The sequence below is a fragment of the Echinicola sp. 20G genome, from assembly GCF_015533855.1.
Lineage (GTDB): Bacteria > Bacteroidota > Bacteroidia > Cytophagales > Cyclobacteriaceae > Echinicola.
The window spans coordinates 439,233-463,058 of the sequence record NZ_AP024154.1 but is presented as its reverse complement, the minus strand read 5'-3'; the positions used below and the strand labels follow the sequence as shown (position 1 = coordinate 463,058).

General features: G+C 43.4%; 15 protein-coding genes. 12 read left to right on the top strand and 3 right to left on the bottom strand.

Translation table 11 applies throughout. The features are described from left to right. The first annotated feature begins 168 nt into the window (after positions 1-168). Both JL001_RS02200 and JL001_RS02195 read left to right on the top strand, forming a co-directional pair. Positions 169-1,149, top strand: coding sequence for a glycoside hydrolase family 43 protein (locus JL001_RS02200; protein WP_200974489.1), 981 nt, complete (start codon positions 169-171; stop codon positions 1,147-1,149). Positions 1,150-1,182: 33 nt separating this feature from the next. Beyond that, the gene (locus tag JL001_RS02195; RefSeq protein WP_200974488.1) at positions 1,183-2,178 is read left to right on the top strand and encodes a glycoside hydrolase family 43 protein; all 996 of its coding nucleotides are present in this window, start codon (positions 1,183-1,185) and stop codon (positions 2,176-2,178) included. Here the strand turns inward: JL001_RS02195 and JL001_RS02190 are convergent. Continuing rightward, positions 2,175-3,326: a helix-turn-helix domain-containing protein gene (locus JL001_RS02190; RefSeq protein ID WP_200974487.1), complete on the bottom strand. Its 1,152-nt coding sequence runs from the start codon at positions 3,324-3,326 to the stop codon at positions 2,175-2,177. The genes JL001_RS02195 and JL001_RS02190 overlap by 4 nt on opposite strands. 259 nt (positions 3,327-3,585) lie before the next feature. Here JL001_RS02190 and JL001_RS02185 point away from each other — a divergent pair, with 259 nt between their 5' ends. The 10 genes from JL001_RS02185 (at position 3,586) to JL001_RS02140 (ending at position 21,582) form a co-directional block, all read left to right on the top strand. Further along, entirely contained in the window at positions 3,586-6,555 is a 2,970-nt protein-coding gene (locus tag JL001_RS02185; RefSeq protein WP_200974486.1) for a TonB-dependent receptor, read from the top strand. Between the two features lie 23 nt (positions 6,556-6,578). Next, positions 6,579-8,252 (top strand): RagB/SusD family nutrient uptake outer membrane protein, encoded by a 1,674-nt coding sequence (locus JL001_RS02180; RefSeq protein WP_236252678.1) that lies wholly within the window; start codon positions 6,579-6,581, stop codon positions 8,250-8,252. Positions 8,253-8,365: 113 nt separating this feature from the next. Continuing rightward, positions 8,366-9,181, top strand: a complete 816-nt coding sequence (locus JL001_RS02175) for a DUF1080 domain-containing protein (RefSeq protein WP_200974484.1) — start codon at positions 8,366-8,368, stop codon at positions 9,179-9,181. Between the two features lie 67 nt (positions 9,182-9,248). Continuing rightward, the gene (locus JL001_RS02170) at positions 9,249-10,136 is read left to right on the top strand and encodes a family 16 glycosylhydrolase (protein ID WP_200974483.1); all 888 of its coding nucleotides are present in this window, start codon (positions 9,249-9,251) and stop codon (positions 10,134-10,136) included. Between the two features lie 31 nt (positions 10,137-10,167). Beyond that, positions 10,168-11,403 (top strand): DUF2264 domain-containing protein, encoded by a 1,236-nt coding sequence (locus JL001_RS02165; RefSeq protein ID WP_200974482.1) that lies wholly within the window; start codon positions 10,168-10,170, stop codon positions 11,401-11,403. Between the two features lie 39 nt (positions 11,404-11,442). After that, positions 11,443-12,756 carry a BNR repeat-containing protein gene (locus JL001_RS02160; protein WP_200974481.1) on the top strand — a complete coding sequence of 438 codons (1,314 nt, stop codon included), beginning with the start codon at positions 11,443-11,445 and terminating at the stop codon, positions 12,754-12,756. A gap of 40 nt (positions 12,757-12,796) precedes the next feature. After that, positions 12,797-14,011, top strand: coding sequence for a glycoside hydrolase family 88 protein (locus JL001_RS02155; protein WP_200974480.1), 1,215 nt, complete (start codon positions 12,797-12,799; stop codon positions 14,009-14,011). A 43-nt stretch (positions 14,012-14,054) separates the two neighbouring features. Continuing rightward, positions 14,055-16,001, top strand: a complete 1,947-nt coding sequence (locus tag JL001_RS02150) for a glycoside hydrolase family 97 protein (protein ID WP_200974479.1) — start codon at positions 14,055-14,057, stop codon at positions 15,999-16,001. A 90-nt stretch (positions 16,002-16,091) separates the two neighbouring features. Then, positions 16,092-18,236 (top strand): family 43 glycosylhydrolase, encoded by a 2,145-nt coding sequence (locus JL001_RS02145; protein ID WP_200974478.1) that lies wholly within the window; start codon positions 16,092-16,094, stop codon positions 18,234-18,236. A gap of 226 nt (positions 18,237-18,462) precedes the next feature. After that, the gene (locus tag JL001_RS02140; RefSeq protein ID WP_200974477.1) at positions 18,463-21,582 is read left to right on the top strand and encodes a glycoside hydrolase family 2 TIM barrel-domain containing protein; all 3,120 of its coding nucleotides are present in this window, start codon (positions 18,463-18,465) and stop codon (positions 21,580-21,582) included. 189 nt (positions 21,583-21,771) lie between these two features. Here JL001_RS02140 and JL001_RS02135 read toward each other — a convergent pair whose 3' ends face one another. Both JL001_RS02135 and JL001_RS02130 read right to left on the bottom strand, forming a co-directional pair. Then, positions 21,772-22,149 carry a DUF779 domain-containing protein gene (locus tag JL001_RS02135; RefSeq protein ID WP_200974476.1) on the bottom strand — a complete coding sequence of 126 codons (378 nt, stop codon included), beginning with the start codon at positions 22,147-22,149 and terminating at the stop codon, positions 21,772-21,774. 72 nt (positions 22,150-22,221) lie between these two features. Further along, entirely contained in the window at positions 22,222-23,751 is a 1,530-nt protein-coding gene (locus JL001_RS02130) for an aldehyde dehydrogenase family protein (protein WP_200974475.1), read from the bottom strand. Positions 23,752-23,826 lie beyond the last annotated feature (75 nt).

Here is a 23,826-nt window from a genome sequence, read left to right as displayed (position 1 = left end):
TTGAAACGAGGTTGTAGCGAGGGCTGCGCCCCGGTGCGGGATAAAGTTGAGTTTTCAGCTCAAGTGATTGATTAGCAGTCTCAATAGGATGTCGACAGATTGCCCACGTTATAATCATGAAGCTAACAGAATATTAGACAATAGAATTAAACAACCTAATCCAAACCTATGAAACAAGCTATTATTAGCCGACTTACTACCCTGATACTATTGCTACTGTTTGGTAGTTCATTACTGGCACAAAGCCAGGATTCGCTTTTCCGCTTTAGGTCCGAAGGCAACCCTATTATCACCCATAAATTTACGGCTGATCCAGCAGCCATAGTGGAGGAGGGAACAATGTGGCTGTATACTGGCCATGATTTTGAAGGTGGCCAAAAGGGCTATAAGATGAAAGATTGGTGTGTCTTTTCTACCACAGACATGCTAAATTGGACTGAACATCCAACTCCCCTTAAGATTGAAGATTTTACATGGGCAAAAAGTGGTGATGCTTACGCAGGGCATGTGGCAGAACGGAATGGAAAGTATTATTGGTATATCAGCACCAACTGGACAGGGATAGGGGTGGCTGTCAGTGATCATCCCGCAGGGCCTTTTACGGATGCTTTAGGAAAACCCTTGCTGACGAATGAAGACTGTTTTGCTTCGGACCATTCTTGGGCATGTATTGATCCGGCCATTTTTACGAACGATGATGGGCAGTCATGGATTTTTTGGGGCAATGGAGAGTGTTATTATGCCAAACTTAAGGACAATATGATTGAGATCGAGGGAGAAATTAAGCAGGTGGATTTTGATGGTTTTGTCTTTGAGGAAGCCCCTTGGATTCATAAAAAAGATGGCAAATATTACCTGACTTATGCTTCGGGTTTTCCAGAGAAAATTGCCTATGCCATGGCGGATCAAATAGAAGGACCTTACGAATACAAAGGCATCCTTAACGAAATAGCGGGTAACAGCAATACCAATCACCAGTCCATTGTGGAGTTTAAGGATCAGTGGTACTTCATTTACCATAATGGGGGAATGCAGCGTGATGGAAGTAGTTATAGCAGGTCGGTTTGTATCGATAAATTGGAATATCGCCCTGATGGAACCATAAAGGGTATTGTGATGACCTCTGCAGGAGTTTCTGTTATTGATTAAACCTAAGTTGTACCAAAATATAAAGACAAAGCCATGCATAAGAGAATTGGAATATTGACCTGTATCATAATGATGAGTGCTTTTTTCAATGGGGTAATGGGGCAGCGAAAGGTGAAGCATGACATTCCTTTGGATTCGATCAGGCTGAGTGATCCCTGTATTTTGGCTGATGAAGTTTCTCAAATGTACTATATGACAGGAACAGGAGGTTGGCTATGGAAAAGCAAAGACCTGAAAAAGTGGAGCGGCCCGTATTGGGTAGTGGATGTGGATGAAAATTCCTGGATGGGAGAAAGGCCGGCCATTTGGGCAGCAGAGTTGCACCAATACAAGGGTAAATATTATGATTTTGCCACTTTTACCAATAATGATATCATCATCGATACGGTAGCAGGAACCAAGGTTCCCCGTCGAGCCACCCATATTTTAGTTAGTGATCAACCGGATGGTCCTTATCTCCCTGTAAGTGATGAGGATTATTTGCCTGCTAATTGGGCGACATTGGATGGCACCTTTTGGGTGGATGCCAATGATAAACCCTACATGGTTTTCTGTCATGAATGGCTGCAGACTGGTGATGGAACCATGGAAAAGATCCTTTTGAAGGATGATTTGAGTGGGGCCATAGGAGAAAGTGACCTCTTATTTTTGGCCAGTGATTCTCCATGGAGCAAAAGGGAAGTAGAGGGAAAGGTAATACCAAACCAAGTCACGGATGGCCCGTATTTATTCAGGACAGAAAGTGGCCGTTTGGGCATGATCTGGACCAGTTGGGTGTTCGACGTGTATACCCAAGGGGTGGCTTATTCAGAAAGTGGTACCTTGGATGGTCCTTGGGTACAGGAAGCAAAGCCCATCACCCCTCCCAATTTTGGCCATGGTATGCTTTTCGAAACATTCGACGGAAAAAGCTTGATGTCAGCCCATAGCCACCGAGAAGAAAATGGAAGCTATATCCGCATCCCCCATCTGTTTGAGGTAGACCTGACAGGAGATTCTTTGCGCGTAATCGGTCCCTATGTTCCTTAATTTTCCTCTAAGACATCCCAGAGCAACAACTCCAACTCCATGCTGGTGCGCTCCTTACCTTTCACCAAAAAGATCGCTGTAAAATATTCCGAGTCCCGCACAAGCTCCTGAAAGTTTTGATTAAGCCACTCCATGTCCGTAAACTTTTCGGTGGTGGCTTTCACACCAATGTCATGGTCCGAAAAGAATACAAACTGCTCTGTATCATTGGGGCCTTTGTACCTGGACACCACCGCATGTTCATAGATGGTTCCATCATCCACGCTGAGGTTTATCAAGGTATCGATTCCATGTTCAGGATCTTTAAAGTCCAACATCCCCCTATTTATGGAAATTTTGGGGTTGGCATCATTAAAGAAGTCAATAAAGAGATTTCCGTTTTTTATGGGGCCGATATAAATAGAATTGGATTCAGTGATGTCCTTGATAGAAGTTTGGGAGCTGAAGCGAATCTGAAAGTCTTTGTCCTGTCGGTGAAATAAGCGGGAAATATTCATTGTACCCGTGGCGGCCATTCCTGTAACGTAGGGGTAGTTGGCTGGATTGACCAAGCCTTTTTTATCGGGGTTATCCTCCAAAAATCGGTAATAGTCTTCCAAGTTGTTGATGTTATAGTCACGGTTCCAGCCAAACTCGCCAGTAACCGTGATTCCCATAAGCCCAAAAAAATCTCCGATATAAAGGGTGGTTTCCTTATTGCTTTCAAAATATATCTGCCATAAGGGAACCTGTTCCTTTCGACCAGACAACCAAAAAATGATCGCTAAAATCAATACCAAAGCTGCAGAGGCAATACCGATCTGTGTCAAATGGGTAGCTTTTTCATCTTCCCTGTTTTTGATGAAATTGACCTGGTATTGGCCTTTTTTAATTTGAATTTTCCATTCATCATTTTCACCCTCCTCTTGATAATATTTCTCCAGTTTTTTCCGTAGGTGGTAGACATTCACCCTGATGTGCGCGGCACTTTTCTCATCTTCATAAGACTTTCCATACAGCTCCATGCCTATCGTGGTTTCCTTCAGGTCTCTTCCGGCAAAAGTGGCTTCTGCGAGAAACTTTAGCAGCACACAACTCGATGGCGATCTACTAAATGTTTTACTTTTAATAATATGTTCGATTACTTCGAGTTTTTTTGCGTTGTCCATTTCAGGTTATTGGTTTTTCCTGTATTGATCTTCATAATGCCCTTATTAGGCCATTCGAGGTACTTGTTTAACCGTTAAGATTACCGTTAAATAAGTGTTAAACTTACATTAATTGTTTTAAATAGCCATATTCCCATTGTGAATTTGAAGGAAGAAAAAGTCCAATGGTGATTTTTTTAAATAGAATTCAGTGCTGGACGCTAGAGTGGTCCTGATGATTTACCCAAATAAAAAAATTAACAATATAACCTTTAAAACTATGAAGCACTTTGTATTAAGAGCGACAGGGCTTTTTATGATTTCCTGTCTTTTCTTTTCCTCTCTGTTCGCTCAGACAGGGAGCAAGACCATCACCGGTGTCGTCGTTGATGAGTCTACCCAAGAGCCCATCCCTGGGGCGACGATATTAGAGAAGGGAACTTCCAATGGTACAGCAACAGACCTAGAAGGAACGTTCACGTTGACACTTACCACCGATACACCGGTTCTTAATGTTTCTTTTATTGGTTACAGCAGTAAAGAAGTAACAGTAGGAAATGCATCAACACTTAACATTACTCTTAGTGAGGATGTGGGGCAACTGGAAGAGGTGGTTGTAGTGGGATATGGTACTCAGAAGCGATCAGATATTACAGGATCCGTAGCTTCGGTACCTAAAGAGCGATTAACCAACCTTCCTGTAACCAACCTTACCCAGGCAATTCAGGGTACAACAGCCGGGCTTAATGTAAGTCAGGGCTCTTCTGTACCAGGGAGCACAGGGGGATTACAGATTAGAGGGGTAAATTCCATCAATGCCAATACCAGTCCATTTATTGTGGTGGATGGATCGCCCTATTTTGGAACCATCAATGATTTAAATGCCAATGACATTGAATCCATTGAGATTTTGAAGGATGCCTCTGCAGTGGCCATTTACGGAACGCGTGGCGCCAATGGGGTGATCTTGGTGACTACCAAAAGAGGAAGCCAAACAGATGGTACTCCGAAGATCAATTACAGTGGTTATGTGGGGTTTGAAGGAATGGCTCATGTCCTTGACCCAATGAGCCCAGATGCATATGTACAGAAATACGAAGATTATCTAATTGCCAATAACCAACCACAGACCAATGTGCTTCCCAATGCTTCTGAAGTGGAAAACTATGAAGCAGGGATCACTACCGATTGGCTGGATGAAGCTACACAGCCGGGAAGGATTTCCGAGCACAATTTGAGTATTTCTGGTGGAACTGAGAAAATCCAGTATTATGTCTCTGGTAGCCACTTAAAGCAAAAAGGAGTGGTGAAAGGTTACCAATACGCAAGAACCAACTTCAGAACAAATATAGATGCGGCCATTACGGATTGGTTAAAAGTAGGAACCTCTTCCTTCTTTACAGACAACAATTATGATGGGGGTCGGGTGAACTGGTTAGAGGCTACTGCAATGAGCCCTTATACTGTGCCTTACGACGAAAATGGAGAATACATTACTTTTCCTATGAATCCAGAACAATTATTCAAAAATCCATTATTGGGCTTGACTACGGATCGCTTGGACAGAAGAAGAACACTTTCTGGTTCTGGATATGCTGATATTACACCTGGCTTTGTAGAAGGGCTTAAGTATCGATTTAGTGCAACTTATGTGTATAACTTTGATCGATTTGCAGGATATACCGGTAGGGAATTCAATGATTTGAACGGAACAGCCAATGTTTCCAACACAGAACGCGCCAATTGGGTAATTGAAAACATCCTTTCCTATTCAAAAGACATTGAAGAGCACCATTTTGATGTTACGGCATTGTACAGTGCTCAGAGTGTAGATTATTTTTACTCTAGTGGACAATCTAGGGGATTCATCAATGACGCACTTTCCTATAATGGCATGGAAGCAGGTACTACACAGTCCACTTGGTCAGATGCCAATAACTATTCTTTGCTTTCACAAATGGGAAGGGTTAACTATTCCTATGATAGCCGATATTTGGTTACAGTGACGGCGAGGAGAGATGGTTACTCTGCCTTTGGTTCCAATACCAGCAAATACGGACTCTTTCCTTCCATGGCTTTGGGTTGGAATATCCACAATGAAGATTTCATGCAGAATCATCCGGGACTTGGAGAGCTCAAGCTAAGGTTTTCTTATGGTCAATCCGGAAACCAAGCGATTGCTCCTAATCAAACAGTTTCTACAGCCAATACAGTATTACAGCCTTTTGGGGGAGCAGCCCAAGTTGGTGTGCTTTATAATTCACTGGGAAATGCTGACTTGACTTGGGAGACTACCACTTCTGCCAACTTGGCCTTGGACTTTGGATTCTTACAAAATAGAATTCGCGGTACGGTAGAGCTATACCACACCAAAACTGAGGACATCCTTTTAAGAAGAAACTTGCCGACCATTACTGGATACAACAGTGTATGGGCAAACCTTGGAGAAATGCAAAACAAAGGCTTTGAGCTGACCTTAAACACAGTCAACATTGAAAATGCAGATTTCAGTTGGGAGACTTCTCTGAACTTTTCCACTTACAAAAATGAAATCGTGGACCTATATGGAGATGGAAGGGATGATATCGGAAACCAGTGGTTTATTGGGCAGCCTTTAAGGGTAATCTATGATTATGAAAAGGCTGGTATTTGGCAAGAGGGAGAGGATCCTTCTTCCGTAGACCCAGTAGCTCAACCTGGTGACCTCAAATTTGTGGATCAAAATGGTGACGGACAGATTACGGCCGAAGACCGAGTGATCGTTGGGCAAAGAGACCCTAAATGGATCGGTGGTTTGACCAATACCTTCCGCTATAAAAACTGGAATTTGAGTGTTTTTATACAGACATCACAAGGTGGCTTGAAAAGTAACAGGGACTTGACTTATGCAGATGAGGCTTGGAGAAGAAACCTTCCAGCAGATTATGGATATTGGACACCAGAAAACCCAAGCAATTATTGGCCATCCCTTGCAGCCTATAACAGGTACAGAGGTTTCCAATTTGCGGAAGACTACAGCTATGTGAGGATCAAGGATGTGAGATTAAGTTATGTGGTGCCTCAAACCTTTTTGGAGCGCTATAATATTGGAGGTTTGACCTTGTATGCCGCGGGAAGGAACTTACACACCTTTACCAACTGGTTTGGTTGGGATCCTGAGAATACCCAGGTGTCGCGTGGTTCAAGCGGTTGGGAAAATAACTACCCTTTGGTCAGGACGTTTTCCGTTGGTCTTAATTTAACCCTTTAATAACCAGTAAAATGAATATTCCAATGAAAAAACATATCAAACTATTCTTCAGTGCCCTATGTTTGGTGGGCGTTTTGTCCGGTTGTAGCGAAGACTTTCTGGATGAAGAGGTGTTGGACAGCTATGCACCGGAGGTATTGACTGACAGATTGGGTTTTGAGGCAGCAGTGATTGGCTTACACTACCAATACGGCACGATGTTTACCACCACTGATGATCAAACCATTCGGGGTGTATGGCAATTGGGGACAGATATTGCATGGGCTCCAGCAGGCCGCTCCAATGGAGATGCTAGGCCTTATTTTGATTATGCGATATTGAATTCCACCGACAATGCCGCAAGGAAAATTTGGGGGGCTTATTATAGGTTGATCAATAATGCCAATGTGTTGATCCAGAGTACTTCTGGTGAAGCGGTGGCTGGAGTAACATCAGAGGAAATGGCTGTTTTCAGGGCAGAAGGAAAATTCTTCCGGGCATTGGCCTATCATAACTTGGTTACGCACTTTGGAGATGTTCCTTTATTGACAGAACCATTGGCTGCACCAAAAACAGATTTTGTTCGAACTTCAGTGGCTGAGGTAGACAATGTGATATTGGAAGACCTTTTGGAAGCAGTTGAGTTCTTGCCAAATATTGGTGAAGCATCTGAAGATGGCCGTGCCAACAAAGAAATGGCCAGACAGCTATTGGCGGAGGTTTACCTCAGAAGAGGAGAGAATGCAGCAGCTGAGGCCCAATGCACAGCCATAATTGATGGGGGTAGATTGAGTTTGGTGAACGGTAGGTATGGTGTCAGGGCCAATGACCCTGGAGATGCTTTTTCTGACATGTTCCTGTTTGGGAATCAAAGAAGAAGTCAGGGAAATACCGAAGGAATTTGGGTCTTGGAAGCGGAAAACCCAACAGATGTAACTGGAGGTAGCTCCGGAGCTCCGCAACAACGTAGAGTGTGGGTAGCTTCTTATCATGATTTGCCTGGAATGCATCCATCCGATACTACAGGTGGAAGGGGGATTGCCAGAATCAGACTGAACAATTGGGTGGTGTATGACCTGTACGAGGAAACAGATATGAGGAATTCGAAGTACAACTTGAAAAGAACCCTGTATTTTAATAACCCTGAGGCAAGATATGATGCCATCAGAGGTCAAGAAGTTCCTTACGGAGTGGATGCCGAATTCACTTTAGGTGATGGCTCGACTGTGAAAATTTTCGCTGCCGATACCATTTATAAATATGTACCATATACTTTAAAATGGGGGCAATACGATGAAAGGGATAATTTTGGTTGGGGAATGTGGAAGGATTTCATCCTCATGCGACTAGGAGAGACATACCTGCTTAGAGCTGAAGCCAGGATGAAACAAGGAAACTTGGATGGCGCTGCAGCAGATATCAATGTCCTAAGGGATCGCGCAAATGCCAGCACGGTAAGTGCTTCGGATATAGACTTGGATTTTATCTTGGATGAAAGGGCAAGAGAATTGTTGGCTGAGGAAAACAGGAGAAAGACTTTGGTGAGAACGGGTACTTTGGTGGATAGAGCCACCAGGTTGACAGGTACCACACCATTGGCCGGAGGAGCATTAGAGACCACCACTGGTTTGAATGGAAATCACCTATTGATGCCGATTCCCCAAACAGAAATCGATTTGAACAAGGATGCTGAACTTACGCAGAACAATGGATACTAATTAATTGGAGATTGTATTGGCTGCTTGGGTAAAATTTTACAACGACTTCAAGCAGCCAATTTTTCTATTCATTGTGAATGCCTATTTTAGGGATTTCAACAGATCAACTAGAAATGAAATACGCTCTCTTTATGGCGGCTATAAGCTGCCTCATTTTGGGAAACTCATGTTCGCAAGCCCAAAAAACATCGTCAATCCAAAATTCCCAAGAAAAATGGCAAACGCTCTTCAATGGAGAAAATTTGGAGGGCTGGATTCCTAAAATCCATCACCATGAATCAGGAGAAAATTATCGCAATACCTTCCGTGCAGAAGATGGTGCTATCTTGGTAAAGTATGATGGCTATGATGAAGGTTTTGATGAACGTTATGGACATTTATTTTATGAGAAACCTTTTTCCTCTTTTCACCTGAAGTGGAAATACAGATTCACAGATGAGTGGTTGGAGGACGCACCTAGCTACACTTACCGCAATAGTGGAGTCATGTTTCATTCCCAATCGCCTGAAAGCCAATTGAAAGAGCAGGATTGGCCTATTTCGGTGGAATGGCAAATGCTGGCTGAGGCCGAAGAAGGTGTGCCACGCCCAACAGGAAATATGTGCTCACCAGGCACGGAGGTCTTTTTCGAAGGAGAAATGGATCCAAGACATTGTATCAACTCGAGCTCTGCCACCTACAAATGGGATGAATGGGTAGATGCTGATTTGATTGTTTTTGAAGATTCTTTGGTTCTCCACTTGGTCAATGGAGATACTGTTTTGCGCTATACCAAACCTCAGATAGGCGGAGGGGTAGCCCACAGATTTGACCCGGAACTGAAAGTGGACGGACAAATGCTAAAGGAGGGTTATATAGGCCTTCAATCTGAAGGACAGGGGGTGTTGTTCAAGGATATCAAAATAAAGGATTTGTCAGCAACGAACTAAGAAAAAGTAATTGCTCAACGATAATTAATGACCTATCCCAATGTGTGTGGCAAATGATCAATTGAAGATGAAAAGCATATACCAAAATAACCTATCTAAAGCGATAATCTTATTTGCTGGACTATTTTGCTGTGGGGCAGTCGCCCATGCGCAAGGAACCTCAGTGGAGAAGAAGTATACCGATTACAAACTGGTGTGGCAGGAGGAATTTGAGGAAGATGGAAAGCCTAACGAAGCTTATTGGTCTTATGAAAATGGACTTGTTAGAAATCATGAGTTACAGTATTATCAAGCTGAAAATGCACAAATAGCTAATGGCTTGCTCATCATCACAGGAAAAAGAGAGCAGGTAAAAAATGAAAGATTTGAAGAAGGTAGCGATGACTGGCGCAAAAACCAAGCACATGCCCAGTACTCATCAGCGAGTATCAATACGCGAGGAAAGAAAGAATTTCAATATGGGATTGTGGAAGTAAGGGCCAAGATTGACACGGCCTTGGGAATGTGGCCGGCCATTTGGACATTGGGTGTTTCAAGGGGATGGCCTTCAAACGGTGAGGTGGATATAATGGAATACTACAGGGTAAATGGAGAAGCAACTATTTTGGCCAACGCAGCGTGGAAAAAGGAGGGCGGACCTTATGCTTCTCAGTGGGACGAAAGCAAAATCCCTTTTGACCAATTCTTGAAACAAGACCCTGATTGGCCCAACAAGTTCCATATTTGGAAAATGGTATGGACAGAAGAATCTATCAAACTCTATATTGATGATCAACTGCTCAATGCGGTGGATTTAAATGAAACCACCAACCCAGATGGTTTTAATCCTTTTCATCAGCCTCATTATATTTTACTGAATTTGGCAATTGGAGGAAATGGTGGAGATCCAACCAATACTAGTTTCCCAAGAACTTATCAAGTGGATTATGTCCGGGTTTACCAGCAAATCGATTAGTGCTTGTCCGTAACCCAAAACAACTTATAAAATGAAAATTCTAAAAACAAGCCTGTTAGGGATTGGCGTTTTTTTACTTGGGGCATTACAACTAGCTTTTGCCCAAGAAACAAATGACGGTAAAAAAAGTAGGGAATATTATGTCACTACACTGACCAAAATAGCAGACCCTGTCCTGACGGCTTTAAGTAAAAATCAGCTAAAGGCGACCATGCCAGTAGAAAAAACAGCTGATGCATATGGAGGTAGAGAGGAGGTAACTTATCTGGAAGCATTTGGAAGACTCCTTTCAGGAATGGCACCTTGGTTGGAGTTGGGTGCAGATAATACGACAGAAGGAAAACTGCGGGCCAAATACATTGAACTGGCCCAAAAGGCAATTCATAATGCCACGGATCCTGATTCTCCGGACTTTATGAATTTTACCCAACATGGTCAACCCTTGGTAGATGCGGCATTTTTTGCGCAAGGACTCTTGAGAGCTCCCAAGCAACTGTGGGAACCACTTTCTCCTGATACCAAGGCCAATGTAATCGCTGCCTTAAAATCCTCTAGAGAGATTTCTCCTTATTACAGTAATTGGCTGTTGTTTACAGGGATGGTGGAAGCGGCGTTGTTGAAGTTTGATGGCGAAGCAGACATGGTACGCTTAGCCTATCCCATTAATAAGCACAAAGAGTGGTATTTGGGTGATGGCATGTATGGAGATGGGCCGGAATTCCACTGGGATTATTACAATAGTTTCGTCATCCAACCGATGCTACTGGATATCACGAAAGTGCTTAAAGAGCATGGCAATAACATGGGGAATGATTTTGAATTGTTCTTGAAAAGGGGCCAGCGTTATGCTGCCATTCAGGAAAGGTTGATTTCTCCTGAAGGCACCTATCCAGTGATCGGAAGGTCAATGGCCTATCGTTTTGGGGCTTTTCAGTCCTTGTCTCAAATTGCCCTTTGGGAGGAACTTCCGGATAATATAAAGCCAGCCCAAGTGAGGGGAGCGTTGGAAGCGGTCATCCGAAAACATATGGAAGCTGAAAATAGCATGTTTGATAAAGATGGATGGTTGACTCTCGGTTTTTATGGCCATCAACCTGAGGTAGCTGAACCCTATATTTCTACTGGAAGCCTTTACCTCTGTACTGAGGTGTTTTTGGTTTTGGGCTTGCCAAATAATGCCACTTTTTGGTCTGACCAAGCAACAGACTGGACACAGAAAAGAATATGGTCAGGTGGTGATGCCACTCGTGACCATGCCGAAAAATAATTAATTTAAACACTAGGTACAGGCTAGAAAAGGAGTAAAATGAATATTCGAAATTTAAGCAGGGCAATGATAGGGGTTCTTTGGGTCTTTTCAGCCTGCAAAGTAAGCCAGCCACTTGGACAAGAAACCCATGAAACTGTAGTGGGAGAAGGTTGGGCAAATAATTCTATCAATGCGGTGATTTTTAGGAGAAACTCGGTGACCACTTTTAAGGATACCCAGTTCACTGCATATTATGATACAAGTAGTCACTTGGTATTGGCCAAACGGAAACTTGGAAGTAGCTCTTGGGAAGTACAACAAACAGATTATAAAGGAAACACGGCTGATGCCCACAATACCATCAGCATTGCAGTGGATGGCGATGGTTTTTTGCATGTCAGTTGGGATCATCATAACAACCCGCTTCACTATGCCAAAAGTACAGCTCCTTTGAGTCTTGAACTGGGCAAACCAACACCCATGACCGGCAAGCTGGAACAGGATGTTACCTATCCTGAATTTCACAATTTACCCAATGGGGATCTGGTGTTTTTTTATCGTTCGGGTGAGTCCGGGCGAGGTAACATGGTGATGAATAGGTATGACCTCACAAGTAAAACATGGAGCCAGGTGCACAATAACCTGATCGATGGTGAGGGAGAAAGAAATGCATATTGGCAAGCATGTGTAGACCTAAAAGGAACGATTCACCTTTCATGGGTTTGGAGGGAGACTTGGGATGTATCTACCAACCATGATATGGCCTATGCAAAATCTGAAGATGGAGGCAAGACTTGGCAAAAGTCCAGCGGTGCAGTTTATCGCTTGCCCATCAATTCAGCATCTGCTGAGTATGCATGGGAAATTCCTCAGAAGAGCAGTCTGATTAATCAAACAGCCATTTATGCAGACAAAAAAGGCCACCCGTATATTGTTTCCTATTGGAATGATGCTGACCGTACGCAGTATCAGATTGTTTATAAAGATAAGGATGGGTGGAAGAAGGCAAGCCCGGGATTTCGGCAGAGCTCATTTACTTTAGGCGGAGGGGGAACCAAGCGCATTCCTATTTCCCGTCCGCAAGTATTGGTGGATCAGCATTGGGGCAAAACAGCATTGTACCTCATTTTCAATGATGAAGAGCGGGGCAATAAGGTCTCTATGGCCTACTCGCCCAATTTGGGAGATGGAGAATGGGAGTTGATTGACCTGACCCAGACATCCGTGGGGCAGTGGGAACCAAGTTATGATATTGAGTTATGGAAACGCAAAAAGAAGCTTCACCTGTTCGTCCAAGATGTAGTTCAAATAGATGGTGAGGGACTTGCTGAAGGCCGTTCAAGCCCTATTAGAATATTAGAAGTCAAATAAATTAGCAACATACTGTTAAACCTATTTATAAAGAGAAAACATGAAAAAGCATTGGTATGTCTTTTTAATTACGGCCGGAATGATGGCCGCTAGCTGTGGACAAAACACAAATAATAAAGATAAGATCGAGAAGGAAACAGAGGTGGTTGATGGTTTAGGGAATCAAATTGGCCAAGCCTTGGACCGTGCTGCTGTCCAATACAAGCATATGATGACCTTGTTGCCGGAAGGGGAGTTTCCGAAAACATACCACCCCAAGACCGATAAGTTTGAGGGTAGCGGTTCAGGCTGGTGGTGCAGTGGATTCTATCCAGGGACACTACTTTATTTAAATGAATACAATGCTGATAAGGTGTTGAAAGGCGAAGCTGACCGAGCTTTGGATTTACTCAAAAAGGAGCAATACAATACTTCCACACACGATTTGGGATTTATGATGTATTGTAGTTTTGGAAATGCCTTTAGACTTGATCCCAAACCTGAATACAAAGAAATATTGATCCAAAGTGCCCAGTCCCTTTCGACAAGGTTTAGTGAAAAAGTAGGAGCAATAAAATCGTGGGATTCCAAAGAGGGAGATTTTTTGGTTATTATAGATAATATGATGAATTTGGAGTTACTCTTTTGGGCTACAGCAGCAACAGGTGATTCCACTTACTATGATATTGCCATCAAACATGCCGATACGACTTTAAAGAATCATTTCCGAGAAGATCACAGCTCTTACCATGTGCTTAACTATGACCCCGAAACTGGTGAGGTGAATAAAAAGAGAACGGCTCAAGGTTATGCGGATGAGTCTGCTTGGGCCAGAGGACAGGCTTGGGGCTTATATGGCTATACGGTAATGTATCGCGTAACCAAGGAACAAAAGTATTTGGATCAGGCAGTGGCCATTGCAGACTTTGTGTTAAATCATCCAAACATGCCTGAAGATAAAGTCCCTTACTGGGATTTTGATGCCCCCAATATTCCCGATGAGTTGAGAGATTCCTCTGCGGGGGCCATTATGGCTTCTGCATTATTGGAATTAGCGGAATATGTAGAAGCAGGTAAAGCAGAAAAGTATGGCCAAGATGCGAAGCAAATGATCAATACTTTAACAGGTCCAGAATATATTGCGGCGGAAGGAACCAACGGTGGGTTTTTATTAAAGCATGGTGTAGGGCATATTCCTGAAAATTCTGAGATTGATGTGCCACTTACCTATGGGGACTATTATTTGGTAGAGGCGATGTTGCGATATTTGCAGTAAGGGGCATTTTAGTAATAATGAATTTGATTTAAAGCTAAAGACAATGAAAAGGTATTTTATTGGAGGATTGGTTTATTTTTTAAGTCTTTGTGCCATGGCCCAAGGCCAAAGTGTCAAAGGTCCAGATGGACAATTGGCAGTTTTGGTTAAACTGGAAAATGGTAAGCCTGTTTATACCATTGAATATGGGGGAGAGGTGTTCTTAGAGCCTTCGCCTTTGGGATTGAAAACATCCATTGGCGACTTTTCGGAAGCACTGGAGTTTGTGTCCCAAGAGACTCATTCAATCGATGAGTCCTATGAAATGGACCGGGGGAAAATCAGCAAGGTGAATTACAAAGCAAATGAATTGGTTTGCCAATTTATCAACGCCAATAGAGATACCTTAAGCACAGTTTTTAGGGTGAGCAACAATGATGTGGCTTTTTCCTATAAAGTTACCCCGGGAGGAGAAGCCACCAACATGCTGGTGATGGGAGAGGCGACAGGCTTTGACCTTCCAGATGTAGCAACTTCCTTTATTACTCCGCAAGCCTTGCCGATGACCGGGTGGATGAACACCAAACCAAGCTATGAAGAGGAGTATACTTTTGATGAAGCCATGGGAACTCCTTCCAAATATGGAGTGGGTTATACTTTTCCAGCTTTGTTTAAAATAGCAGATAAGGGTTGGGTTTTAATTTCGGAAACAGGGGTGGACAGTAGGTACGTAGGAGCACGACTTGGAGAAGGAAGTGATAAGGGTTTTTACCCATTGGAATTCCCCCAGGAGGGAGAGAATAACGGAATAGGAGGAACTTTTGCCGCAATGGCCCTTCCTGCCCATACTCCTTGGAGAACCATCACAGTAGGTAAAACGCTTAAGCCAATAGTTGAATCCACAGTGGCATTTGATGTGGTCAAGCCACTTTATGAAGCCTCCCAGCCTTTTGAAATGGGCAGGTCAACTTGGAGTTGGATTGTGTGGCAGGATCAAAGCATCAATTATGATGATCAGGTCAAGTTTATTGATTTGGCTGCTGAAATGGATTTTGAATTTGTCCTGATAGATAATTATTGGGACAATAACATCGGTAGGGCGCGAATGGAAGATCTGGTCAAATACGCTACCTCAAAAGGGGTCGGAGTATTGCTTTGGTACAATTCCAATGGTTGGTGGAACAATGCTCCGCAAGGGCCTCAGGACTGTATGAATTCAGCACCTTCCCGAAAGAGGGAAATGGAATGGTTGCAAAGCATAGGCATAAAGGGACTTAAGGTTGACTTTTTTGGAGGCGATAAACAGGAGACCATGAAGCTCTATGAAGATATTTTGACCGATGCCAATGATTATGGCTTGGTCATCACTTTCCACGGCTGTACCTTACCCAGAGGTTGGGAGCGGATGTACCCTAATTTTGTCACGTCTGAGGCTGTATTGGCTTCGGAAAACCTGATCTTCAATCAATATCATACAGACAAGCAGGCTTATAATGCTACCCTACTTCCCTTCATTAGAAACGCTGTGGGAGCAATGGACTTTGCCCCTGTCTTTTTCAATAAGCGACTGGGAAGGGATCCCCAAAATAAGGGGAATTACCGCAAAACCACTGATGCCTTTGAGCTGGCTACCTCGGTATTGTATTTCTCACCTGTACAGCATTTTGGCATTACTCCGAACAATCTGGAAGAGCAGCCAGCCCATGTGTTGGATTTCATGCGTCAAGTTCCAACAACCTGGGATGAGACGGTTTTAATTGATGGGGAGCCGGGGAAACATATTGTCATGGCCCGAAGAAAAGGGCAAAAATGGTATGTGGTGGCTGTAAATGGAGAAAGTCAGGAAAAACAACTCACCGTCGAATTGCCTATGCTTATTGGTCAAAAAGCAACTCTACTATTCGACAAGGATGATCGAAGTGCTGGAAATGCAGCATTGGAAGTGAAAAAGAATGGGAAGGTGAAATTGAAACTTCTATCTGAAGGTGGAGCGGTTATCTACACGGATTAAAGAAGTAAATATTTCTACATTCATTTAAGTGTAAATAAAACATTTAATATTTTAGAGGGTTAAAACAAATTACCATCATAACCAATTGAGATGAAATACCTATTGAACCCATTGTATGCTTTGGCATTTGCAACCGCCTTGATTACGGCTTGCAATGCCCCAGCTCCCAAAACTGAAGCTTACCTATTTGCTTATTTTACGGGCAACGGCCCAGGAGAGGAGGCGGTCCATTATGCTATCAGTCAGGATGGCTTTGATTTTAGGGCATTGAACAATAACAAGCCTGTGATTGCTGCGGATAGTATCAGTGTCAGGGGAGGTGTTAGGGATCCTCATATCCTTCGGGGAGAAGATGGGGATTTTTATATGGTATTGACAGACCTCTATGTTCCTGAAGATGGCTGGACCAATACCGGAATGATAATGCTTAAATCCAAAGATTTGATTCATTGGACGCATCATACGGTTCAGATTCCAGAAGTGTTTCCTGATGAATTTGGTGATGTGAAACGGGTATGGGCACCACAAACCATCTATGATCCTGAGACAAAAAAATACATGGTGTATTTTTCAATGTTGCAGGAAGGTGGCGCTGATATCATTTACTATGCTTATGCCAATGAAGATTTCACTGCGCTTGAAACCACTCCCAAACAATTGTTTTTCCATCCAGAGGGAAAGTCTTGTATCGATGGAGATATCATTTTCCATAATGGGAAATACCACTTGTTTTTTAAAACAGAGGGGCATGGAAATGGAATCAAGAAAGCAGTTTCAGATCAATTGACAGGAGATTATAAAATGGAGGACAAATACCTTCAGCAGACTGATGAGGCAGTGGAGGGTTCAGGGATCTTTAAGCTGAACGATACGGACAAATATATCTTGATGTACGATGTGTACATGAAGGGAGCTTACCAGTTTACAGAGAGCACGGATTTGGAAAATTTTAGTATTATCGATGATCGGGTGAACATGAATTTTCATCCGCGCCATGGGACAGTATTGCCCATTTCGATGGAAGAGGCTAAAAGCTTGATAGAGGCTTATGGAATCGATGATCAAAACTGGATCATGAATACCAACTCCGACCAAATTTATGGCAACAATGTGATGCTGGATCAACAGTTAGGAACCATTTATTTACCGCTAAAGAATAGCGCAGATTTGAGCCAAATTAACCCTCAGTTTGAGATGTTCACAGGCTTTGAAATCAGCCCTTCCGGACCTCAGGATTTTAGTAAAGGGCCGGTGGATTACACTTTGACCATGCCTGATGAGACGGAGAAAGTATTTCAAGTTATTGCCAGAGCAGACCATAATCCTGCATTAAAAGGTTACTATGCAGATCCGGAAATTATCTATTCTGAGAAAACAGGAAAATTCCATTTATACCCGACCAGTGATGGTTTCACAGGATGGTCAGGGACTTATTTTAAGTCTTTCTCTTCAAAGGATCTGACCAATTGGCAAGATGATGGAGTGATTTTGGATTTGACCAAAGATGTGTCTTGGACGAGCAGAAATGCTTGGGCACCTTGTGCGATTGAAAAGAAGATAAATGGGGAGTACAAGTACTTTTACTATTTCACTGCAGGACAAAAGGTGGGTGTAGCTGTAGCAGATGATCCATCTGGACCGTTTGTGGATTCAGGCAAACCATTGGTAGATTTTAGGCCTGATGGAATTAGAGGTGGTCAGGAAATCGATCCTGATGTCTTTACAGATCCTCGCACTGGTCAGGATTATCTGTATTGGGGCAATGGTTATCTGGCAGCAGTTCCGTTGAATGATGACATGGTCAGCTTTGATAAAAGTAAGCTGAAGGTACTGACTCCGGATCATACCTTTCGCGAAGGGACGGAAGTTTTCTTTAGAAACGGAAAGTACTATTTCTTATGGTCAGAGAATGATACCAGAGATGAAGATTATCGGGTGAGGTATGCCTTTGCGGATTCTCCCATGGGACCATTGACCATTCCAGAAAACAATATGGTCATTGCCAAGGCCCCGGAGAAAGGAATCTACGGAACTGGGCACAATTCTGTGATCCAGGTTCCCGGGAAGGATGAGTGGTATATAGTATACCATCGCTTTACCCGCCCCCACGGTATTTCGATGGGCAGGGCAGCAGGATATCATCGGGAAGTTTGTATTGATAAGCTGACCTTTGATGCTGAAGGAAATATAATTCCCGTTGAGCCTAGCGTGGAAGGGATCAAAGGAATTGAATAAAATTATGTCAGCGCTTTGATTTAAAGGAGCTGGCTTAATATTGATGATTATAGCAGAAGGGGAGGTGTGAGAATGGATGTGAAAATGTTTTGAAAAAAAGCAGTAGGCTACCAGCGATTTGATCCAAATTTTACCTTTGATCACTACTTGTCAATGAAACTGTAGCCTACTTAAAAAGGGCTATTCCTTTCGAATTGAATTAAAACCTATTTAACCAAATTATATCATGTATTTAAAGAAACTTTTGATGACTAGTGGGTTGGTGGCCTTGGTGTTTGGCTTCCTGCAAGCTCAGTCTGATCAAAACGAATGGGAGAACCCAGGTATCATTGACCGAAACAAGGAGGCTGCCAGGGCTTATTTTATCACCTACCCTTCTGAGGAAAAAGCCATCATAGGAAATAAAGAAACCAATGAAAGTTACCAAAGCTTGGATGGCCTATGGAAATTTTCTCTGGTCAAACGGCCTCAGGATCGTCCCACAGATTTCTATAAAGTTGATTTTAATGACCAGCACTGGGATGAAATAAAGGTACCTTCAAATTGGGAATTGGAAGGATATGACATGCCCGTTTATACGAATGTGTCCTACCCTTTTCCCGCCAACCCTCCTTTTGTTGACAATCAGTATAACCCAGTAGGGACTTACAGGAGAACCTTTTCCATCCCGGCCAATTGGGACAATGAGGAAGTGATCCTGCATTTCGGATCGATTTCCGGATATGCCAGGGTCTTCCTTAATGGAGAAGAAGTGGGCATGACCAAGGCAGCTAAGACCCCAGCTGAGTTTATCATTACGGATTACCTGAAAGCAGGCAAAAATATCTTGGCTGTTCAAATCTTTAGATGGCATGACGGAAGTTATTTGGAAGACCAGGACTTTTGGCGACTAAGCGGAATCGAAAGAACGGTGTTTTTACAGGCAGTGCCCAAACAAACCATTTGGGATTTCTTTGTTAAAAGTGGCCTAGATGCCAATTACAAACATGGGGTACTGGATGCGACTGTTAACTTGAGGGATTTTGAGGGGGAAGGAAAGGCTACATCCCTAAGTTTTGACTTGATGGATGAAGTAGGAAAAGTGGTTTATTCCCAAAAGAAAACCATTACTGATTTTGATCAACCAGTAAAGTTCTCTTCAACCATTAGGAATGTAAAAAAATGGAGTGCGGAATTCCCTAACCTTTACCGCTTCGTTATCAAGCTCAATGATGACCAAGGAAATACTTTGGCCGCTGTAAGTAAGAAAACAGGTTTTCGATCCGTGGAGATCAAAGATGCCCAGTTAATGGTCAATGGGGTGTCGGTTTTAGTGAAAGGTGTCAATAGGCACGAACATCATGAAACAAAAGGGCATGTGCCAGATCATGAGGTGATGCTCAAAGACATCCAACTGATGAAGCAAAACAATATCAATTCCGTAAGGATGAGCCACTATCCCCACGCGCCTGAATGGTATGAGCTGTGCGATGAATATGGCTTATATGTAGTCGATGAAGCTAATATCGAAACCCACGGAATGGGAGCAGAGTGGCAGGGTTGGTTTAACAAGGACAGGCATCCAGCCTATCGAGAAGAGTGGGCTCCAGCACATTTGGACCGGATACACCGTTTGGTGGAGCGAGACAAAAACCATCCATCTGTGATCATCTGGTCCATGGGTAATGAGTGCGGCAACGGACCTGTTTTTTATGAGGCCTATAAATGGATGAAGGAACGTGATGAAAGCCGTTTGGTACAGTTTGAGCAGGCAGGTGAAAACGAAGATACAGATATTGTTTGTCCAATGTACCCTGGAATCAATAGTATGAAGAATTATGCGGAATCGACAGACAAAACACGTCCTTTTATCATGTGTGAATATGCCCATGCCATGGGGAACAGTACTGGGAACTTCCAGGAATATTGGGATATCATCATGAGTAGCAAACAGATGCAGGGTGGTTTTATCTGGGATTGGGTAGATCAGGGTCTATTGACAACAGATGACAATGGAAGGAAGTTTTGGGCCTACGGGGGAGACCTAGGAGGTTATTTCTTCCAGAATGATGAAAATTTCTGTGCCAATGGATTGGTAACTGCGGACAGGAAGCCCCACCCAGGTCTTAACGAAGTGAAAAAAGTGTATCAAAATGTGCTTTTCGATTGGGAAGATGATAAGCTTCAGATCCAAAACTTAAATGACTTTACCGACCTTAAAAATTATCATTTCAAATGGGAATGGTTGGAAAATGGCAAGGTAGTGGAGTCAAAAGAGTTTACGGTTGACTTGGCTCCTCATGGTAGCAAAAGTATCACCTTGGCTATTCCAAATGTGAAAGATGATGCCAAAGAGTGTTTCTTGAATGTTTTTGCCTATACAAAAAGTGCTAGCCCTCTGATTCCTGCTCATCATGAAGTGGCCAGGGAACAATTTGGTATGAATGATGGGGCTTATTTCAGGGCCTTGGAAAAACCAAGTGGAGATTTGAAATGGGAGCAACAAGATGATATTCTTTCGTTCTCTACAGCAAAAGTAACCGGGGAGTTTGACCTGAAAAGGGGAAGGTTCAGAAAATATACATTGAAAGAGGGAGAGCCTTGGTTGATTCGGGATTTTCCAAGTCCTTATTTTTGGAGGGCACCGACAGACAATGATTTTGGTAACCACATGCCGGCAAGGTTAGGTGTTTGGAGAGCTGCTCACCAAGGACAAAAAGTACAGGATGTCAGCCTGGGGGAAGAAACTGAGGAAGGTTTGCCCATCTTGGTGAAATATGAGTTGACCAATATTGCAGCACCCTATTCGGTTGAATACTTAATCCAAAAGGATGGGGCAGTAAAGGTTACGGCAGTTTTGGATCTGGAAGGAAGGGACTTGCCGGAATTGCCGAGGTATGGCATGCGCATGTTGCTGCCCGGGCAATATGAGAACCTTAGCTACTACGGCAGGGGACCATGGGAAAATTATAGTGACAGGAAGCATTCATCTTTTGTAGGGCTATATGAGGATAAGGTAGCCAATCAATTCCATTGGGACTATATTCGGCCTCAAGAGTCAGGAAATAAAACCGATGTGAGATGGTTGGAATTAAGGAATGATCAAGGTCAGGGTGTGCAGATCCAGGGTATGCAGCCATTAAGCGTAAGTGCTTTGGATGTGAAGACGGAGGATTTGGATCCAGGCTTGAATAAAAAACAACAACATCCTACAGATATCAAAACGCATAATTCAGTTTTCTTACATATCGACTGGAAACAACGTGGATTAGGCGGAGACAATAGCTGGGGACAATATCCTCATAAGGAATATCTCTTGACCGATAAGCAATTTGAATACAGTTATGTGATCAAGTTGGTGGATTAGTAGTCTTGAGTATGGAGACATGAGACAGCGAGTTGCGGATGACTAAACCTGCCAGGTTTCAAAACTCTAAAATCCAAATGGAGACTTTGAGGGTAATAAACCTGGCAGGTTTGATACAGATTGTCATATAGAAAAATCCAAAGCCAAGTCCGAATCCTGTAGGGAGTTGGGCTTGGCTTTTTTTATATGCTATAATTCCCCACTTTTAACTGGTTCCAAGTCTGCGAGCTCTTCTTCAGTAAGCATCCTGCTTTTGATCAAGAAACGTTTCCCGTAAGGAATCTCCAACGAAAAACTGGCACCTCTTCCGTCTGTAACATCCAAGGTGAGGTGGGTGTGTTTCCAGTATTCAAACTGATCCGAGGACATATAAAAGTTGCAGTCATGGACAGTCCCTAGCCAAACATCAGACGCTCCTGTTTTGAATTCCCCCTTGGCATAGCACATGGGGCTGGAGCCGTCACAACAGCCACCACTTTGGTGGAACATCAAGGGGCCATGCTCCGCCCTGATTTGATCGATCAATGCCTTTGCTGCATCGGTAATACCTATTCTTTGATAGCTCATGATCTTTTGTTTTGATGAAAAGAAAAAGGGAGCCGCATCCACTCAGCCCCCTTCTTAACCCAAACAATACTCCTAGAAAAATCCTAGTTTGTTTTTGTCATAAGAGATCAACATGTTTTTATTTTGGCGATAATGGTTCAGCATCATCAGGTGGGTTTCCCTGCCAAACCCTGATTTTTTGTAGCCGCCGAATGGCGCATGTGCTGGATAGGCGTGGTAGCAGTTGACCCAAACCCGGCCCGCTTTGATGGCTCGGGGTACTTGATAGGCCTCATGCGCATCACGGGTCCATACGCCAGCACCCAGACCGTAAAGGGTGTCATTGGAAATATCAATCGCATCTTCCACATTTTTGAAAGTGGTCACAGAGCTTACAGGACCAAATATTTCTTCTTGGAAAACACGCATTTTGTTGTTGCCTTTGAGCAAGGTGGGCTGGATGTAATAGCCATTTTCAAGGCCACTGTTCAGGTTGGCCGCTTTACCGCCTGTGAGCACTTCAGCACCTTCTTGTTTTCCGATGTCAATGTAATTGAGGATTTTCTCAAATTGATCTTGGGAAGCTTGGGCACCCATCATCGTTGTTTTGTCCAAAGGATGCCCCATTTTGATGGCTTCGGCCCTTGCCACGACCTTTTCCATAAAAGCATCGTAGATTTTTTCATGGACCAAAATACGGCTAGGACAGGTACAGACTTCTCCTTGGTTGAGGGCAAACATTACAGCTCCCTCAATACATTTATCCAAAAACTCATCGTCAGCATCCATGACCGAAGGAAAGAAGACATTAGGAGATTTGCCTCCCAGCTCCATGGTCACAGGATTGAGGTTTTCAGAGGCATATTGCATGATCAGCCTGCCCGTGGTGGTCTCTCCTGTGAAGGCAACCTTTGCTACTCTGGGTGACTGGGCCAAAGGTTTGCCCGCTTCGGGACCAAAGCCATTGACGATATTGACTACCCCTTCGGGAATCAAGTCACCGATGAGCTCCATTAATACCATGATGGAAGCTGGGGTTTGCTCGGCTGGTTTGACCACTGTACAGCAACCCGCTGCCATGGCCGGAGCGATTTTCCAGGTGGCCATGAGAATAGGGAAGTTCCAAGGAATGATTTGTCCCACCACACCAAGAGGTTCTTTGATGTTCATGGAGACGGTATGTGCATCGAGCTCGGCTACAGAGCCTTCTTCGGCCCTGATGACTCCTGCAAAATATCTAAAATGATCGACCACCAACGCCAAATCAGCATTGATGGTCTCTCTGACTGGTTTACCATTGTCAATGGTTTCTACGGCTGCTAGGTATTCCAGTTTATTTTCTATTCGGTCTGCGATTTTGAGCATGACATTGCTCCGCTCGGTGGCAGATGCTTTGCTCCATTTAGGGAAAGCTTTATGTGCGGCATCCAAGGCTAATTCTATATCAGCAGCTTTACTTCGGGCTACTTTGGTAAAGACCTTGCCATCTACCGGACTGATGACGTCAAAATATTCTCCTCCTACTGGAGCGACGAATTTACCGCCAATGAAATTGTCATAATGGGATTTAAATTCTGGGCGTGCCAGTAGGGTAGCTGGCTTCTCTTGTGCAATAGTTGTCATTATTACTGGTTATTTTGGTTTAGGATAAAGTTGACCAAATTCCTTTAATTACTCTTTCAGGATAGTTTCATCCAT

Coding starts and splice junctions, on each gene's coding strand:
- JL001_RS02135 (WP_200974476.1), bottom strand. CDS start 22,149: ATGAGCTATCAAAGAATAGGTATTACCGATGCAGCAAAGGCATTGATC.
- JL001_RS02170 (WP_200974483.1), top strand. CDS start 9,249: ATGAAAAGCATATACCAAAATAACCTATCTAAAGCGATAATCTTATTT.
- JL001_RS02155 (WP_200974480.1), top strand. CDS start 12,797: ATGAAAAAGCATTGGTATGTCTTTTTAATTACGGCCGGAATGATGGCC.
- JL001_RS02175 (WP_200974484.1), top strand. CDS start 8,366: ATGAAATACGCTCTCTTTATGGCGGCTATAAGCTGCCTCATTTTGGGA.
- JL001_RS02145 (WP_200974478.1), top strand. CDS start 16,092: ATGAAATACCTATTGAACCCATTGTATGCTTTGGCATTTGCAACCGCC.
- JL001_RS02165 (WP_200974482.1), top strand. CDS start 10,168: ATGAAAATTCTAAAAACAAGCCTGTTAGGGATTGGCGTTTTTTTACTT.
- JL001_RS02130 (WP_200974475.1), bottom strand. CDS start 23,751: ATGACAACTATTGCACAAGAGAAGCCAGCTACCCTACTGGCACGCCCA.
- JL001_RS02180 (WP_236252678.1), top strand. CDS start 6,579: ATGAAAAAACATATCAAACTATTCTTCAGTGCCCTATGTTTGGTGGGC.
- JL001_RS02140 (WP_200974477.1), top strand. CDS start 18,463: ATGTATTTAAAGAAACTTTTGATGACTAGTGGGTTGGTGGCCTTGGTG.
- JL001_RS02160 (WP_200974481.1), top strand. CDS start 11,443: ATGAATATTCGAAATTTAAGCAGGGCAATGATAGGGGTTCTTTGGGTC.
- JL001_RS02185 (WP_200974486.1), top strand. CDS start 3,586: ATGAAGCACTTTGTATTAAGAGCGACAGGGCTTTTTATGATTTCCTGT.
- JL001_RS02190 (WP_200974487.1), bottom strand. CDS start 3,326: ATGGACAACGCAAAAAAACTCGAAGTAATCGAACATATTATTAAAAGT.
- JL001_RS02150 (WP_200974479.1), top strand. CDS start 14,055: ATGAAAAGGTATTTTATTGGAGGATTGGTTTATTTTTTAAGTCTTTGT.
- JL001_RS02195 (WP_200974488.1), top strand. CDS start 1,183: ATGCATAAGAGAATTGGAATATTGACCTGTATCATAATGATGAGTGCT.
- JL001_RS02200 (WP_200974489.1), top strand. CDS start 169: ATGAAACAAGCTATTATTAGCCGACTTACTACCCTGATACTATTGCTA.